14 protein-coding genes and 1 pseudogene are annotated in these 16,032 nt (G+C 55.1%); all 15 read right to left on the reverse strand.

Going from position 1 to position 16,032, the window contains the following annotated elements:
• Positions 1-79: 79 nt before the first annotated feature.
• On the reverse strand, positions 80-1,522 hold the full coding sequence (nuoN, locus tag BDE01S_RS00005; RefSeq protein ID WP_066075486.1) for an NADH-quinone oxidoreductase subunit NuoN: 1,443 nt from the start codon (positions 1,520-1,522) through the stop codon (positions 80-82).
• A 9-nt stretch (positions 1,523-1,531) separates the two neighbouring features.
• Positions 1,532-3,031, reverse strand: a complete 1,500-nt coding sequence (locus tag BDE01S_RS00010) for an NADH-quinone oxidoreductase subunit M (RefSeq protein WP_066075490.1) — start codon at positions 3,029-3,031, stop codon at positions 1,532-1,534.
• A gap of 327 nt (positions 3,032-3,358) precedes the next feature.
• Positions 3,359-3,729, reverse strand: a pseudogene (locus BDE01S_RS00015) (endonuclease domain-containing protein).
• Between the two features lie 246 nt (positions 3,730-3,975).
• On the reverse strand, positions 3,976-6,000 hold the full coding sequence (gene nuoL, locus BDE01S_RS00020; protein WP_066075493.1) for an NADH-quinone oxidoreductase subunit L: 2,025 nt from the start codon (positions 5,998-6,000) through the stop codon (positions 3,976-3,978).
• 17 nt (positions 6,001-6,017) lie between these two features.
• Entirely contained in the window at positions 6,018-6,323 is a 306-nt protein-coding gene (nuoK, locus tag BDE01S_RS00025; protein ID WP_066075497.1) for an NADH-quinone oxidoreductase subunit NuoK, read from the reverse strand.
• Positions 6,320-6,991 (reverse strand): NADH-quinone oxidoreductase subunit J, encoded by a 672-nt coding sequence (locus BDE01S_RS00030; RefSeq protein ID WP_066075500.1) that lies wholly within the window; start codon positions 6,989-6,991, stop codon positions 6,320-6,322. Before BDE01S_RS00030 ends, nuoK begins: the two co-directional genes overlap by 4 nt.
• Positions 6,992-7,003: 12 nt before the next feature.
• Positions 7,004-7,483 carry an NADH-quinone oxidoreductase subunit NuoI gene (gene nuoI, locus BDE01S_RS00035; protein WP_066075502.1) on the reverse strand — a complete coding sequence of 160 codons (480 nt, stop codon included), beginning with the start codon at positions 7,481-7,483 and terminating at the stop codon, positions 7,004-7,006.
• A gap of 57 nt (positions 7,484-7,540) precedes the next feature.
• Positions 7,541-8,614: an NADH-quinone oxidoreductase subunit NuoH gene (gene nuoH / locus BDE01S_RS00040; RefSeq protein ID WP_066075505.1), complete on the reverse strand. Its 1,074-nt coding sequence runs from the start codon at positions 8,612-8,614 to the stop codon at positions 7,541-7,543.
• Positions 8,615-8,616: 2 nt separating this feature from the next.
• Positions 8,617-10,881, reverse strand: a complete 2,265-nt coding sequence (gene nuoG, locus BDE01S_RS00045) for an NADH-quinone oxidoreductase subunit NuoG (RefSeq protein WP_066075508.1) — start codon at positions 10,879-10,881, stop codon at positions 8,617-8,619.
• 293 nt (positions 10,882-11,174) lie between these two features.
• Complete coding sequence (locus tag BDE01S_RS00050) at positions 11,175-11,594, reverse strand: ACT domain-containing protein (protein WP_066075512.1); 420 nt, start codon at positions 11,592-11,594, stop codon at positions 11,175-11,177.
• A gap of 95 nt (positions 11,595-11,689) precedes the next feature.
• On the reverse strand, positions 11,690-12,985 hold the full coding sequence (gene nuoF / locus BDE01S_RS00055) for an NADH-quinone oxidoreductase subunit NuoF (RefSeq protein ID WP_066075515.1): 1,296 nt from the start codon (positions 12,983-12,985) through the stop codon (positions 11,690-11,692).
• 295 nt (positions 12,986-13,280) lie between these two features.
• Positions 13,281-13,634, reverse strand: coding sequence for a hypothetical protein (locus BDE01S_RS00060; protein WP_066075518.1), 354 nt, complete (start codon positions 13,632-13,634; stop codon positions 13,281-13,283).
• 71 nt (positions 13,635-13,705) lie between these two features.
• Entirely contained in the window at positions 13,706-14,179 is a 474-nt protein-coding gene (gene nuoE, locus BDE01S_RS00065) for an NADH-quinone oxidoreductase subunit NuoE (protein WP_066075521.1), read from the reverse strand.
• Positions 14,179-15,441 carry an NADH dehydrogenase (quinone) subunit D gene (nuoD, locus tag BDE01S_RS00070; protein ID WP_066075524.1) on the reverse strand — a complete coding sequence of 421 codons (1,263 nt, stop codon included), beginning with the start codon at positions 15,439-15,441 and terminating at the stop codon, positions 14,179-14,181. Before nuoD ends, nuoE begins: the two co-directional genes overlap by 1 nt.
• The gene (locus BDE01S_RS00075) at positions 15,434-16,024 is read right to left on the reverse strand and encodes an NADH-quinone oxidoreductase subunit C (protein ID WP_066075527.1); all 591 of its coding nucleotides are present in this window, start codon (positions 16,022-16,024) and stop codon (positions 15,434-15,436) included. The genes nuoD and BDE01S_RS00075 overlap by 8 nt, the downstream gene beginning before the upstream one ends.
• Positions 16,025-16,032: the final 8 nt, after the last annotated feature.

Genomic DNA, 16,032 nt, shown 5'->3' on the forward strand with positions numbered 1-16,032 from the left:
CAGCTATACAATTATATCACGCCTCGCCCAATGCCAAAACGGCAGCCTTTATGCGGGCTGCCGTTTGGTTTTGTATAGGCTACAAAGTATTGTTCAACGCCGCCGCACACCAGTCGATAACGGTTTGCGGCATCACGCCCCACAACACCAACAGCAGGGCGTTGACGCTCAGGGCGAATTTGACGGCGTAGTTGCCGCCGACCGGCTGGTCGTGCGCGGCATCGTCGAAGTACATGGCTTTGACCACGCGCAGGTAGTAAAACGCGCCAATCAGCGACATCACGACGGCAAATACCGACAACCAGACATGGCCTTGCGACAGTAAGGCTTTAATCACGCCGAACTTGGCATAGAAGCCCATCAGCGGCGGGATTCCGGCCATGGAGAACATCGCCAGCAGCATTAAAAACGCATACCAGGAATGGCGTTGGTTCAAACCGGCCAAATCGCTGATTTCTTCGCATTCGACGGTTTCGGTGGACAATACCATCAATACGCCGAAGCCGACCGCGCCCATGATGGCGTAGGTAATGGCGTAATACAGTCCGGCGGCGAAACCGACGGCACCCGCCATAAACGCCAGCAGGATAAAGCCCATGTGGGAGATGGTGGAATAAGCCAGCATGCGCTTGACGTTGGTCTGCATGATGGCGGCAAGGTTGCCGACAATCAGGGAGGCCACGGCCAAGATGGCCAGCATCGGCGACCAGTCTTCAAAGGTGGTGCCCAAACCGGTGACCAAAATGCGGAAGGCAAACACGACGGCGGCGATTTTCGGGGCGGTACCGACGATGGCGGTGACTGACATCGGCGCGCCGTGGTACACATCGGGTACCCACATGTGAAACGGCACGGCGCCGAGTTTGAACGCGACGGCGACGACGATGAACACCAAGCCCAGTTTCAGCAGCCATTCGTTGGATTGCTCGTCGAAAGCGGTGGCCAATACGGTGGCGAATTCCAACGAGCCGGTTGCGCCGTACACCATGGAAATACCGTAAAGCAGCAGGCCGGAAGCCAGCGCGCCGAGCACGAAATATTTCAGGGCGGCTTCGGCGGCGCGGGCAGAATCGCGGCGCAAGGCAATCATGGCGTAAAGTGCCAGCGACAGCAGTTCCAAGCCGATATAAGCGGTCAGGAAATGCCCCGCGCTCACCATCACGCTCATGCCCAACAGGGCAAACAGCGACAAGGTGTAAAATTCGCCGTTAAACATATTGCGCACTTGGTTATACGGCTTGCTGTAAATAAACAGGCCGAAAGTCAGCGCATACAGCACCAGTTTCGCCAGACGCGACATGCCGTCTGCAATATACATGCCGTTGAAGGCCGATACGCTGCCCTGCTCCCATACGGCAAGCTGGGTCAGCGTAACCGCAGCCACCGCCAGCAGGCTCATGGTGTGGGTAAGGTAACGCTTGCTGTCGCTAATCCACAAGTCGGCCAGCAAAATCACGCTCAATACCGCCAGCAGCACGATTTCAGGCATGGCGGGAATCAAATTCAAATCAGTCCAGTTCATTCACACACCTCAAATCTTGCTTTGCGCCACTTGGGCAATCAAATCGTTTGCCGCCTGATGTACCACTTCGATAAAGGCCTGCGGATACAAGCCCATGCCCAATACGGCTACCGCCAAAATTGCCAAAATAGCAAATTCGCGGCAGTTGATGTCTTTCATTTCGCCGACATGCGGATTGGACACCGCGCCGAAAATCACGCGTTTGTACATCCACAGGGTGTAAGACGCGCCGTAAATCAAGGTCAGAGCCGCCAATGCGCCAATCCAGAAATTCACTTCCACCGCGCCCATAATCACCATAAATTCGCCGACAAAGCCCGATGTTGCGGGCAAACCGGCATTGGCCATACCGAAGAGCATCATAAAGGCGGCGAATTTCGGCATCACGTTGACCACGCCGCCGTAGTCGGCAATATCGCGCGAGTGCAGACGGTCATACATCACGCCGATACACATAAACATCGCAGCGGACACAAAGCCGTGCGAAATCATTTGGATAACCGCGCCTTTCAGCGCCCAATCATTCAGGCTGCCGTCTGAAAACAGGAACATACCCAAAGTCACGAAACCCATGTGGCTGATAGAAGAATAAGCCACCAGCTTTTTCATATCGGTCTGCACCAATGCCACCATACCGATGTAAATCACAGCAATCAGGCTCAATACAACAATAGCCGGTGCAAAATAGCGCGAAGCGTCGGGCACGATCGGCAGGACGAAGCGCAAGAAACCGTATGCGCCCAGCTTCAGCGTAATGGCAGCCAAGACCATCGAGCCGCCGGTAGGCGCCTCAACGTGCGCGTCCGGCAGCCAGGTATGCACCGGGAACATCGGCACTTTCACCGCAAACGACAGGAAAAACGCCGCAAACAACAATTGCTGCACACCCAAAGGAATCTGCTTGATGTTTTGGAAATCCACAATCGAGAAGCTGCCGCCCGCCTGGTACGACAGATACACCAGCGCCACCAACATCAGGAGCGAACCGAACAAGGTATAGAGAAACAGCTTCACCGACGCATACACGCGGCGCGGGCCGCCCCACACGCCGATAATCAGATACAGCGGAATCAGCATGCCTTCGAAGAAGACATAAAACAAAATCGCGTCCTGCGCGGCAAACGCGCCGTTAATCAAACCGGACATCATCAGGAAAGCCGCCATATATTGCGCGGTTTTCTTCCGAATCACTTCCCAGCCGGCCGCCACCACCATCACAGTAATAAACGCGTTCAAAATAATGAACAATACCGAAATACCGTCCACACCGAGCGCGTAGTTGATTTTCAGGAGCGGAATCCACTCGTGAAACTCGGTAAATTGGTAGCCGCCGCTCAGGCGGTCAAACTGCGTAAACAGCGGCAGCGTCACCAAAAAGCCCGCCAACGCGCCCGAAAACGCGATAATCCGCGCCAGCGGCGCACGGCTATCGTTGCCCGTAGCCAGCACCAGCAGGCCGGAGAGTATCGGCACCCATATTGCCAAGCTGAGTAGATTGTTGGAAAACATATTTATAACCTGTGGTTTAAATTAAAAATGTTACGGATGTGTGTTAGTGGGGAAAATGATAAAACTGATACCCCGACAGCCCCCACCCTAGCCCTCCCCCGCAAGACAGGGGAGGGAACCGGTTACTGTCATTTCATCGTTTTTCGTCATTACCCAACATGGCGGATGAAGCCTCTTAATCCGCCTGTATTTTCAGACGGCCTTATATCCCCTCAGTGATATAAGCGATAGGATTGTTTATAGACCACCATTTTACAATCTGTCAGGCCGTCTGAAACCTCAAACGCTCCTGTAATCTGTCCCCTCCCCCGCCCCAGCGGGGGAGGGTTAGGGTGGGGGCAAAGCACCGCAGGCCTGAGCAATTTCCGCCAAAACCACTTCTGTCTGTCCCAATACTTCATGATTCCAAAAGCGCAATACCCGATAACCCTCGCGGTTTAAAAATACCGTCCGCGCTTCCGCGCTTCATCGTATTCTGTCCGCTCCGCATGTTGCCCGCCGTCTAATTCGACGACCAATTTATATTCCATGCTGACAAAGTCAACAATATAACTGCCGATAATCTGCTGGCGGCGAAACTTAATGCCGTTTAACCGCTTGCCGCGCAAGTGATACCACAAACGCTGTTCGGCCTCGCTCATGTTTTGCTTCAAGTCGCGGGCGTATGGTTGTAAACGGTGGTTTCGGGTTAGGGACATTTTTTGCTTTTTTTCAGACGGCCTGAATCATTTCAAATTTATATTGTTCGAAATCAACAACCGCCGAATCATCAGTAATCTGCTCCTTCCCTGCTTTTCGCTTGCACCTGCTGGCGTGAGGAGGTTAGGATGTTGCAACAACAGATACTGTCGAAGCAACTACCCCCACCCTAGCCCTCCCCCGCAAAGGCGGGGGAGGGAACAGGTTGCCGAAATATCGGACAGGCCGTCTGAAATTCCCTTATCTTAAGCAAACAGCCGCCAGAAGGTCATTCCGATTAACACCAGCACGCCGAATACCATGGCGGCGGCGTAGGTGTAGATAAAGCCGGTTTGCATTTTGCGCACTTGCGCGGCGATACCGCCCACCAGTTTGGCGGCGTTGTTGACGATACCGTTGTCGATAATCGCCACGTCGCCGAATTTCCAAAAGAAACGTCCCAATGCCTGCGAACCTTTGGCAAAGACATTGAAGTAAATCACGTCGATGAAGTATTTGTTGTCCAACAGTTTATACACAGGGCTGAACGCGGCGGCAATTTTCGCAGGCAGGTGCGGCGCCTTGGCATATAAAAACCACGCGGCAACGACACCGGCAACCGCCAGATACAGCACCGGCGTCTGCAGGCTGTGCGACACCATGGCCAGCGGGCCGTGGAATTCCTCGCGCATGGTTTCCATGGTCGGGTGCGCGGCGGCGTTGACGAAAATCACGTCTTTGAAGAAGTCGCCGTACAGCAAAGGCTCGATGGTAAAGTAACCGATGATAACCGACGGAACCGCCAGCAAAATCAACGGCAAAGTGACCACCAGCGGGCTTTCGTGCGGATTGTCGTTTTTGCCCAAGCCGTGATGATGGCCGTCTGAATGTTCATCATGGTGCTCAGGCAGTTTGCGCCATTTCTCTTCGCCGTGGAACACCATAAAGTATTGGCGGAAAGCGTAAAACGCGGTGACGAATACACTGGCGAGTACGGCAAAGTAGGCAAAGCCGCTGCCCGGGAGCGTGCTGGCGTGCGCCGCTTCGATAATCGAATCTTTGGAGTAGAAGCCGGAGAAAAACGGCGTACCGATCAGCGCCAGATTACCCAGCAGCATGGTCAGCCATGTAACCGGCATGTATTTTTTCAAATTACCCATGTGGCGCATGTCTTGGTCATGGTGCATACCGATAATGGCACTGCCCGCAGCCAAGAACAGCAGGGCTTTAAAGAAAGCGTGGGTCATGACGTGGAACATGGCGACGGAGTAGGCCGACGCGCCCAACGCCACGGTCATGTAACCGAGCTGCGACAGCGTGGAGTAAGCCACCACGCGCTTGATGTCGTTTTGAATCACGCCCAAGAAGCCCATAAACAGCGCGGTAATGGCGCCGATGACCATGATAAAGCTCAAGGCGGTATCGCTCATTTCGTACATCGGCGACATGCGCGACACCATAAACAGACCGGCGGTCACCATGGTGGCGGCGTGAATCAGCGCGGAAATCGGGGTCGGACCTTCCATGGAATCAGGCAGCCAAGCGTGCAGCGGAAATTGCGCGGATTTACCCATCGCGCCGACAAACAGCAAAATGCAGGTAACGGTCAGCAGCGACCACTCCACCCCGGGGAATAATTGAATTGTGGCCGTCTGAAGATTCGGCAGGTAGGCGAACACATCGGCGTAGCGCAGGCTGCCGCCGAAATAGGCCAATACCAAACCGATACCGAGCAGGAAGCCGAAGTCGCCGACGCGGTTCATCAAGAAGGCTTTCAAGTTGGCGAAAATCGCGCTCTCTCGTTTGAAGTAGAAACCGATCAGCAGATAGGAAACCAAACCTACTGCTTCCCAGCCGAAGAAAAGCTGGATGAAGTTGTTGCTCATCACCAACATCAGCATGGAAAAGGTAAACAGCGAGATATAGCTGAAAAAACGTTGGTAGCCGGTTTTTTCATCGTGCATATAACCGATGGTGTAGATATGCACCATCAGCGACACAAACGTCACCACCACCATCATCATCGCACTCATGCTGTCCACCAAAAAGCCGACGGAAAAATCCAAGCCGCCCATGGTGAGCCAGGTATAGACATTCTCGTCAAACTTGGCGCGCGTGCCGTTGATAAAGCCCCACAGCACATAAGCCGACAATACCGCCGACACGCCCACGCCCAAAATCGTCGCCGTATGCGCGCCGACGCGGCCGATTTTATTGCCGAACAAACCCGCCAGCAGCGAGCCGGCCAGCGGCACCAAGGCAATCGTCAAATATAAAGTCATATCGTTCATTTATATATACCCTTCGATTAACCTTTTAATGTATCCAAATCGGCCACGTTGATGGTTTGGCGGTTGCGGTACACCAATACCATAATCGCCAAGCCGATGGCGGATTCCGCCGCCGCAACGGTCAAGACGAAAAACACGAAAATCTGACCCGCCGTATCGCCCAAATACTGCGAAAACGCGATAAAGTTGAAATTCACAGCCAACAGCATCAATTCAATCGACATCAGCAAAACCAACACGTTTTTACGGTTCATAAAAATGCCCATCGCGCTGATACCGAAAAGGAGCGCGCCCAACACCAGATAATGCGTCAAGGTAATCATGCTTTGCCCTCCCCTTCTTGTTTCAGGCCGTCTGAAAGCGCCGCTTCCGCATCCAATTCGGCTTGCGGTTTCACCGGCTGCATTTTCACCAAACGCATACGGCCGACATTCGGATTGACTTTGACCTGATCGCCCGGACTGATGTATTTCGGATTGGCGGTTTTACGGTGTACCAGCGCAATCGCCGCCACCATACCCAACAGCAGCAACACCGCCGCCAATTCAAACGGCAGCAGGTAAGTCGTATAAATCTGACGGCCCAAATCGCGGATATTGTTGTAATCGGCGGGCACATCCTTCATCAGACCGAAAGCAGCCAAATCGGTTTGCGGGTTGACCAGAATCAAAATCAGCGCCACCGCCAACAATACGCCGACAATTCCCGCCACCGGCGCATGCCGCCAAAAGCCCGCGCGCATTTCCTCGATGTCGATATTCAGCATCATCACCACAAACAGGAACAACACCATCACCGCGCCGACATACACCACCACCAAAGTCAGGCCGAGAAACTCCGCCTGCATCAGCATCCAGATCATCGCGCTCACGCAGAAAGTCAGCACCAAATGCAGCGCCGCGTGTACCGGGTTTTTAGAAACCACCGTACCGACCGCACCGTAAAGCACGATGGCGGCCAGGATATAAAACAGAATCGTAGAAAAAGTCATCGCTCCGCCCCTTTAACGATACGGCGCATCGGCCGCTTTGCGCTTGGCAATCTCGGCTTCGTATTTATCGCCGATGGCCAGCAGAATCGGTTTGGTCATATGCAGATCACCTTTTTTCTCGCCGTGATACTCGAAAATATGGGTTTCCACAATCGCATCGGTCGGACAAGCTTCTTCGCAGAAGCCGCAGAAAATGCACTTGGTCAAATCAATGTCGTAGCGCGTGGTACGGCGCGTGCCGTCTTCGCGCTCTTCCGATTCGATATTAATCGCCATCGCCGGACACACCGCCTCGCACAGCTTGCAGGCAATGCAGCGTTCTTCGCCGTTGGCATAACGCCGCTGCGCGTGCAAACCGCGGAAACGCACCGATTGCGGCGTTTTCTCCTCGGGGAAATAAATCGTGTCTTTGCGGGCGAAAAAGTTTTTGAGCGTGACGCCCATGCCTTTGACCAGCTCGCCCAGCAGAAAGGTTTTTACTAAATTAGCCATAAATTCTATACCCTTATTGGGAATAATCCGTCGTTTTTCAGACGGCCTTCAAACTGATTACCACAAACTCAAAGGCGAAATCATCCATGCGCCCAGCAATACAATGCAGGCAAAACCGATCGGAATCAGCACTTTCCAGCCCAAACGCATGATTTGGTCATAACGGTAGCGCGGAAAGGTGGCGCGTATCCACAGATAGCCGTACAGCACAAACGCCATTTTCGCAAACATCCAAAACGCGCTCGGATTGCCGACAAAGCCCCAGCTTTGCGGAAAGGGCGAGAGCCAGCCGCCGAAGAACATCAGCGAAGTCAGCGCGGCAATCAGAATCATGAAAATGTATTCGGCCAGGAAAAACAGTGCGAATGCGAAGCCGGAGTATTCGACGTGGAAACCGGCAACGATTTCCGACTCGCCCTCGGCCACGTCAAACGGCGCGCGGTTGGTTTCGGCCACGGCGGAAATCAGATAGACGATAAATACGGGGAACAAGGCCAGCCAGTTCCACGAGAAAACCGAACCGCCGGCGATACCGGTGGCTTGCGCCGCTACGATGTCGTTGAAATTCATGCTGCCCGACACCATCACCACGCACACCAACGCCGCGCTCATGGCGATTTCGTAGGAAATGCTTTGCGCGGAGGAGCGCATCGCGCCCAAAAAAGAGTATTTGGAGTTGGACGCCCAGCCCGCGATAATCACGCCGTACACCGATAATGATGTAATCATCAGGATAAACAGCAAACCGGCGTGTACATGGGTCAACACCCATTCTTCGTTAAACGGAATCACCGCCCAAGCCGCAAAAGAGGGCGCGAGCGAGAGCATGGGGCCGATGTAGAACAGGGCTTTATTCGACAGCTTCGGACGGGTAACTTCTTTAAACAAGAGCTTGAACACGTCGGCAAACGGCTGTATCAGCCCCCACGGGCCGGTCACGTTCGGGCCGACGCGCAGCTGCATAAAGCCGATGACTTTGCGCTCGAAGTAGGTCAGATAGGCGACGGTCAGAATCAGCGGTACCAAAATAATGACGATTTTGAGCACCACCGACACCACCAGTCCGATGGTACTGCCGATTTCGCCCAAGCCGAGCGTGGCGGCGAACAATGTTTGAAACCATTCCTGCATGATTAAGCTCCCGCCAGTTCGATTGTATTCATCAGCGCACCCAGACCTGCATTTTTACTGTGCAGGGGCAGGTACACCACGTTTTGAGGTAGAGACGGATCGGCCTCGACGGTTACGCTGAAGCGCGCGCTGTTTTGCTTCGCCCACGCTTCGCCGCCGCTTTGGAGGCCGAGTGCCGCCAATGTCTGCGGGTTGACCCGGGCAGCAGGGACGGCTGCGTGAACGGTTTGCTGCAACGGCAGCGAGCGGCGCACAATCGGATCGGTATGGTACAGCCCCACGCCGCCCACACGTACCAAATCGGAGGCCGTCTGAAAACCCTCCCCGCCGGAAACCACGGCGGCGCGGTTGTTTAATTTTTCAGACGGCACGCCTTGCGGCAGGGCTTCCTGCAAAATCCCGGCGGTATCGTGGTATTCGAAACCGTCCAACTCAAACAGATTGCCCAATACGCGCAATACTTTCCACAGCGGACGCGACTCGCCGAAACCCTGAACCACGCCGTGGAAAGACTGCAGACGGCCTTCCATGTTCACCAGGCTGCCCGACGTTTCGGTAAACGGCGCAACCGGCAGCAGGATATCGCAAACGTCCAGCAGCGTTTCACTCTCGTAGGCGGTAAACGCCATCACGCTTTTCGCCTGTTTTAAGGCGGTAACGGCTTTCGCACCGTTGGCGGCGTCGATTTCCGGTTCGACGTTGAACAGCAGCACCGCCTGCTTCGGCGACGCAATCATCTCCTGCAGACTGTCGCCGGTATCGGCCTCCAGCAAATCCGCGCCGACGCTGTCGGCGGCCTGAGGCAGAATGCCCAATACCGCGCCGGCCGCGTCGGCCAGCTCTTGCGCGGCGGCATAAACGGCGGCGTAATCGGGCGAGTTCTGCACTTCCGCACCCAAAATCAGCGCGGCTTTTCCGGCGTTTTTCAAACTGGCGGCAATCGGATTGTCCGTATCTGACGCCAAGGTTTTCAGACGGCCTGCCCATTCTGCAGGGTGCAGGGTTTCCTGCGCCAGCAAGTCCATATTCAGCACTTCTTTGCTGCTGCCGATAACGCTGAGCTGCAGCCGCCCTTTCGCCGCCGCGCGCAAACGCGCCGCCAGCAGAGGCTGCTCTTTACGCAGGTTGGCACCGACCAGCAGCACGGCGTCGTTTTGCGCCAACTCCCGAATACCCTGTCCCAACCACTGCGCACCCGAGAGGCCGTCTGAAACACGCCTGTCCAGCTCCCGGAGCCGGGTTGCGATATGGCGGATACCCAAGCCGCGGGCCAGTTTTTTCATCAGATACAGCTCTTCCACCGTATTCATCGGATTGGCCCAAATGCCCACTTGGTCTTGGTTTCCGTCTTTGGCAATGCATTCCACCGCGTTTTTCACATATTCCAGCGCGGTTTTCCAATCGACATCCTGCCATTCCCCGCCTTGTTTGATTTTCGGGTTTTTCAGACGGCTTTCATGGTACAGGCCTTCGTAGGCGAAACGGTCGCGGTCGGACAGCCAGCATTCGTTAATCGCTTCGTTTTCCAAAGGCAGTACGCGGCGCACGGTGTGGTCTTTGGTTTGCACGATAAGGTTGGAACCCAGGGAATCGTGTGCCGACACCGATTTGCGGCGGTTCAATTCCCAAGTGCGCGCGTCGAAACGGAAGGGTTTGCTGGTGAGCGCGCCCACCGGACACAAATCAATCACGTTGCCGGACAGCTCGGTTTCCACCGCTTTGCCGATAAACGGCATGATTTCGGAGTGTTCGCCGCGGCCTGCCATGGCGATTTCCTGCACGCCGGCGATTTCTTCGGTAAAGCGCACGCAGCGGGTGCAGTGGATACAGCGGCTCATCTCCGCTGCGGAAACCAGCGGCCCCATGTCTTTGCCGGTTACGGCGCGTTTTTCTTCGGTGTAGCGGCTGGCCGATTTGCCGTAGCCTACGGCCAAGTCCTGCAATTGGCACTCGCCGCCCTGGTCGCAGGTCGGACAATCCAGCGGGTGGTTAATCAGCAGAAATTCCATCACGCCCGCTTGGGCTTCTTTGGCTTTGGGCGAATGGGTGCGCACCACCATGCCGTCTGTTACCGGAGTGGCGCAGGCCGGCAGCGGCTTGGTGGCTTTTTCCACTTCCACCAGGCACATGCGGCAGTTGGCGGCGATGGAGAGTTTTTTGTGGTAGCAAAAGTGCGGGATGTAAGTACCGACTTGGTGCGCCGCTTCAATAACGGTCGTACCTTGCGCCACTGTGGCTTGTTTGCCGTCGATTTCGATTTGTAACATGGTTTGCTTCCTAGTTACGATAGGTGTTTCGGATGATTTTTTGTGAGGCCGTCTGAAAAAGGCTTTCAAACCGCCGGCATGCTGCAGGTTGGGTGTAAACCCAACGCCGGTTGTTTTTGGGGTTGCAACCCACGACGGCTTATCCACTCTAATGCCGGTTTTCCAACCGCAGGGAGGGGTGGCTACCCCGCCGTTTTCCGTTGTCGATAAGCTGTCTGTATCGCAACTGTGGACTTATCCTGCGGACAAGCGGCGGGTCGGCAGACCCGCCCTACTCTGCCGAATTTGTTTTTTCAGACGGCCTTGGCCGCATTCTGCTGCAACCCGCGCAATACATTCATCGCCTGTTGCGCCTTCTCATGCGGTACGAAAATATGGTCGTGGCAGTTGCCCGCTACAACGTTGCAGCTGATACCCGCCTGACCCAACGCCGTTGCAAAAGCGGCGGTCAAGCCGACAGCGGCGAGGTCGGAATGTACCGTCAGGGTAATCCACGCGGCGCGGAAATCAGTGGGCAAACCGTGTTGCAATGCGACTTCTTCACGCACCACCACCGACAAACCTTCGGCTTCGACGATGGAGGCCAGAATATCGGCGGCGCGGATACGGGCGGCGTTACCGCTGTTTAAAGTCGCAAAACAGTACACGCCCTCGTGCAGCTCGGGCTGCATGGTGCTGATTAAAATATCAAGATCACGGATGGGGCGGGTCATGTTTTTATCTTATTAAAAGTTAAGGCCGTCTGAAAATGAACAGGTGCGGGGTTGTTCCGAAATTAATGTTGGGTTTGCAACCCAAGCTACCCTTATCAACACCATTTATGTTCTTTCATCGGCTTGCCGTGCTCGATGTAATGCACAAACTCTTCACGGAAGTGTTTGGTAAAGCTGCGTACGGGGAAGACGGCGGCGTCGGCCAGCGCGCAGATGGTACGGCCGGCCATTTGGTTGCCGACGGAATCCAAAAGTTCCAAGTCTTCCATGCGGCCTTTGCCCTGTACGATACGGTGGATAATGCGGTAGAGCCAGCCGGTGCCTTCGCGGCAGGGCGTACATTGGCCGCAGGATTCTTCAAAATAGAAATAACTCAACCGTTCCAATGCCTTAACCATACAGACATCTTCATCCATCACAATCACTGCACCCGAACCGAGCATGGAACCGGCTTTGGAAATGGAGTCGAAATCCATGTTGCACGCCATCATGATGTCGGCGGGCAATACCGGTGCGGACGATCCGCCGGGAATCACGGCTTTGAGTTTTTTGCCGTTGCGCATGCCGCCGGCCATTTCCAACAATTCGGCAAACGGCGTACCCAGCGGGATTTCGTAGTTGCCCGGACGCTCGACATGGCCGGAAATGGAGAAGAGCTTGGTGCCGCCGGCATTTTCCACGCCCAAATCGGCAAACGACTTGCCGCTGTCGCGGATAATAAAAGGGACGGAAGCGAAGGTTTCGGTGTTGTTGATGGTGGTCGGCTTGCCGTACAAACCGAAGGAGGCGGGGAACGGCGGTTTGAAGCGCGGCTGGCCTTTTTTGCCTTCCAGCGATTCGAGCAAGGCGGTTTCTTCGCCGCAGATGTACGCGCCGTAACCGTGGTGCGCATGCAGTTCAAACGAAAACTCTGAGCCTAAAATGTTCCTGCCCAAGTAACCTGCACGGCGTGCTTCTTCCAGCGCGGCTTCAAAGCGTTGGTAGCCTTCGAAAATCTCGCCGTGGATATAATTGTAGCCCGCACCCGCACCCATGGCGAAACCGGCGATAATCATGCCTTCAATCAGCGCGTGCGGATTGAACATGATGATGTCGCGGTCTTTAAACGTGCCCGGCTCGCCCTCGTCGGTATTGCAGACAACATATTTGTCGCCGGGGAAGGAGCGCGGCATAAAACTCCATTTCAGGCCGGTGGGGAAACCCGCACCGCCGCGACCGCGCAGGGCGGAGGTTTTCATTTCTTCGATGACTTCGGTCTGCGTCATGCCGCCGGACAGAATCTTGCGCAATGCCTGATAACCGCCGCGCTGTTCGTAAGCCGCAAGCGTCCAGCAGTCAGAGGCTGCGGTATCGACCCGGTTGAAAATGACGCCTGATTGGTAAATGGCCATTTTGGATTGCCTTTGTTCGGTAATTCTTGTGGTTTGGGTTTCAGACGGCCTGTCGGGTAACGGGGAGGCCGTCTGAAAATTCTTGGGTTGCGTTATGTTTTGCCGTTTGGGTTGCCCAATCCGTAGGTTGGATTGACAACCCAACGTTTCAGACGGCCTTTATTCCAATTCCGCCAGCCGTAGGTCGGATTCCTCTGAATCCGACATTTGGCCGTAAGGACAAAATCTTGCCGCTTGTTTAACGGTTTGTCTTGCTCTGCAAGCAAGCGTCGGATTCGGGGAATCCGACCTACGGTTATCTGTCTTGTCCGGCGGCGGCTTCGTCCGACATTTGCCGCACGGCACGCTCCCATGCAGCACAGGGGTGCTCAATATAATCAATCCGTCCGGCCAACTCTCCTCTGTCGATGGCGCCGTTTCGGTCTTTATCCAGATAGCGGAACACTTTGCGGCCTCCGACGGTAAATTTCGCTGCCAGCCCTTCATCTGCCCGGCTTTCCCGCCACTCGCTCCTGTTGAGCATACCGTCGCCGTTGCGGTCGTTGCTGTAAATAAAGCTGCTTTCCGGCGGCATGGCACTGCAAGCCCACAACGGTGCGGACAGGCCGGACAATATCAGGAAGGCGGCGGTATATTTTACGGTTTTCATTCGCTTGCTCCGTGGCAGCTCAGTAGTTCGGATTCGGGGAGTTCGAACTACTGTTATCGTTTCAGACGGCCTTATTTCAATTCCGCCAGTTTCTTCTCAATCGCTTCTTCAGTCATAAAGCTGCACATGCTGTGGTTATTGACCAACATCACGGGGGCGTCGCCGCATGCGCCCATGCATTCGCCTTCAATCAGGGTGTAGAGGCCGTCTGAAGTGGTTTCGCCGTAGCCGATACCGAGTTTTTGCTTCAAATATTCGCCTGCGTCCACGCCGCCGCGCAGGGCGCAGGGGAGGTTGGTGCAGACGGTGAGCTTGTATTTGCCCACCGGCTCGAGATTGTACATATTGTAGAAAGTCGCCACTTCGTAGGCTTGGGCGGCGGGAATGCCGATGTAGTCGGCGACAAAGGCGATGGTTTCGGGTGCGAGCCAGCCTTTTTCGACTTGGGCGATACGCAATGCGCCCATCACGGCGCTGCGGCGTTGGTCGGCCGGGTATTTTGCCAATTCGGTGTCGATTTCTTTAAGTGATTGAGCGGATAACATTATCTGTCCACCTCTCCGAATACGATGTCTTGTGTGCCGATGATGGCGACGACGTCGGCCAGCATGTGTCCTTTGGCCATTTCGTCCATGCCTTGCAGGTGGGCGAAGCCCGGGGCGCGGATTTTGAGACGGTAGGGTTTGTTGGCACCGTCTGAAATGATGTATACGCCGAACTCGCCTTTGGGGTGTTCGACGGCTGTGTAGGTTTCGCCTTCGGGTACGTGCATGCCTTCTGTGAAGAGTTTGAAATGGTGAATCAAATCTTCCATGCCTTCTTTCATGTCGGTGCGTTTGGGCGGGGCGAATTTGTGGTCGGTGGTGATGACGGGGCCGGGATTGGCGCGCAGCCAATCGGCGCATTGTTTGATGATGCGCACGGATTGGCGCATTTCGGCCATGCGGCAGAGGTAGCGGTCGTAGCAGTCGCCGTTGACGCCGACGGGGATGTCGAAGTCCATTTGGTCGTAAACTTCATACGGCGCGGTTTTGCGGATGTCCCATTCGATACCCGAACCGCGCAGCATCACGCCGGTAAAGCCTTTCTGCATGGCGCGTTCGGGCGAAACCACGCCGATGCCGACGGTACGCTGTTTCCAGATTCGGTTGTCGGTCAGCAGGGTTTCGAGGGTGTCGATGTTTTTGGGAAAACGCTCGCAGAAGGCGTCGATAAAGTCGAGCATGGTGCCTTCGCGGGATTCGTTGAGCTGTTTCAATACTTTGGCGTTGCGGAACTTGCTGCTTTCGTATTTGGGCATGAAGTCGGGCAGGTCGCGGTAAACGCCGCCCGGACGGAAATACGCTGCGTGCATGCGCGCGCCGGACACGGCTTCGTATAAATCCATCAGCTCTTCGCGGTCGCGGAAGGCATACAGAATGGCGGTCATCGCGCCGATATCGAGTGCGTGCGAACCGACGCCCATCAGGTGGTTCAAAATGCGGGTCACTTCGGCGAACATCACGCGGATGTATTGGGCGCGGACGGGTACGTCGATACCGGCCAGTTTTTCCACCGCCAAGCAGTATGCCTGCTCGTTGACCATCATGGATACATAATCCAAGCGGTCCATATACGGCAGCGCCTGCAAGTAGGTCTTTGTTTCGGCTAATTTTTCCGTACCGCGGTGCAGCAGGCCGATATGTGGGTCGGCGCGGACGATGGTTTCGCCCTCCAGCTCCAAAATCATCCGCAATACGCCGTGCGCCGCAGGGTGCTGCGGGCCGAAGTTGATGGTGTAATTTCTTAATTTATTTGCATTAGCCACCGTAGTTCTCCTCGCGCACGACACGCGGGGTAATCTCGCGCGGTTCGATGGTTACAGGTTGGTAGATGACGCGTTTTTCGGCTTCGTCGTAACGCATTTCAACATGGCCGGACACCGGGAAATCCTTGCGGAAGGGATGGCCGACAAAGCCGTAATCGGTCAGAATCCGCCGCAAATCCGGATGGTTGTCGAACAGAATACCGTACATATCGAAGGCTTCGCGCTCATACCAATCGGCACTGTTGTAGATATCCGTTACCGAAGCCACCACGGGAAAATCATCATCCGCCGCCCATACGCGCACGCGGATACGCTGGTTGTTTTTCACCGACAAAAGCTGGCTGACCACGGCAAAACGCTTGCCCTGCCATACTTCGTTTTTATAAGTGCTGTAATCCACACCGCACAAATCAACCAGCAATTCGAAATGCAGGTCTTCATGATCGCGCAATTCGGCCATAACGGCAGCGTAATGTTCCGGCAGGCACTCAACGGTAATTTCACCCAAAGCGGAAATGATTTTGGAAGCCTTACCGCCCAACACACGGGCAGCCGCCTCATATAAATTCTGCAAACTCGACATCACCGCTC

The sequence above is a fragment of the Bergeriella denitrificans NBRC 102155 genome, from assembly GCF_001592185.1.
GTDB lineage: Bacteria > Pseudomonadota > Gammaproteobacteria > Burkholderiales > Neisseriaceae > Neisseria > Neisseria denitrificans.

Coding starts and splice junctions, on each gene's coding strand:
- nuoN (WP_066075486.1), bottom strand. CDS start 1,522: ATGAACTGGACTGATTTGAATTTGATTCCCGCCATGCCTGAAATCGTG.
- BDE01S_RS00010 (WP_066075490.1), bottom strand. CDS start 3,031: ATGTTTTCCAACAATCTACTCAGCTTGGCAATATGGGTGCCGATACTC.
- nuoL (WP_066075493.1), bottom strand. CDS start 6,000: ATGAACGATATGACTTTATATTTGACGATTGCCTTGGTGCCGCTGGCC.
- nuoK (WP_066075497.1), bottom strand. CDS start 6,323: ATGATTACCTTGACGCATTATCTGGTGTTGGGCGCGCTCCTTTTCGGT.
- BDE01S_RS00030 (WP_066075500.1), bottom strand. CDS start 6,991: ATGACTTTTTCTACGATTCTGTTTTATATCCTGGCCGCCATCGTGCTT.
- nuoI (WP_066075502.1), bottom strand. CDS start 7,483: ATGGCTAATTTAGTAAAAACCTTTCTGCTGGGCGAGCTGGTCAAAGGC.
- nuoH (WP_066075505.1), bottom strand. CDS start 8,614: ATGCAGGAATGGTTTCAAACATTGTTCGCCGCCACGCTCGGCTTGGGC.
- nuoG (WP_066075508.1), bottom strand. CDS start 10,881: ATGTTACAAATCGAAATCGACGGCAAACAAGCCACAGTGGCGCAAGGT.
- BDE01S_RS00050 (WP_066075512.1), bottom strand. CDS start 11,594: ATGACCCGCCCCATCCGTGATCTTGATATTTTAATCAGCACCATGCAG.
- nuoF (WP_066075515.1), bottom strand. CDS start 12,985: ATGGCCATTTACCAATCAGGCGTCATTTTCAACCGGGTCGATACCGCA.
- BDE01S_RS00060 (WP_066075518.1), bottom strand. CDS start 13,634: ATGAAAACCGTAAAATATACCGCCGCCTTCCTGATATTGTCCGGCCTG.
- nuoE (WP_066075521.1), bottom strand. CDS start 14,179: ATGTTATCCGCTCAATCACTTAAAGAAATCGACACCGAATTGGCAAAA.
- BDE01S_RS00075 (WP_066075527.1), bottom strand. CDS start 16,024: ATGTCGAGTTTGCAGAATTTATATGAGGCGGCTGCCCGTGTGTTGGGC.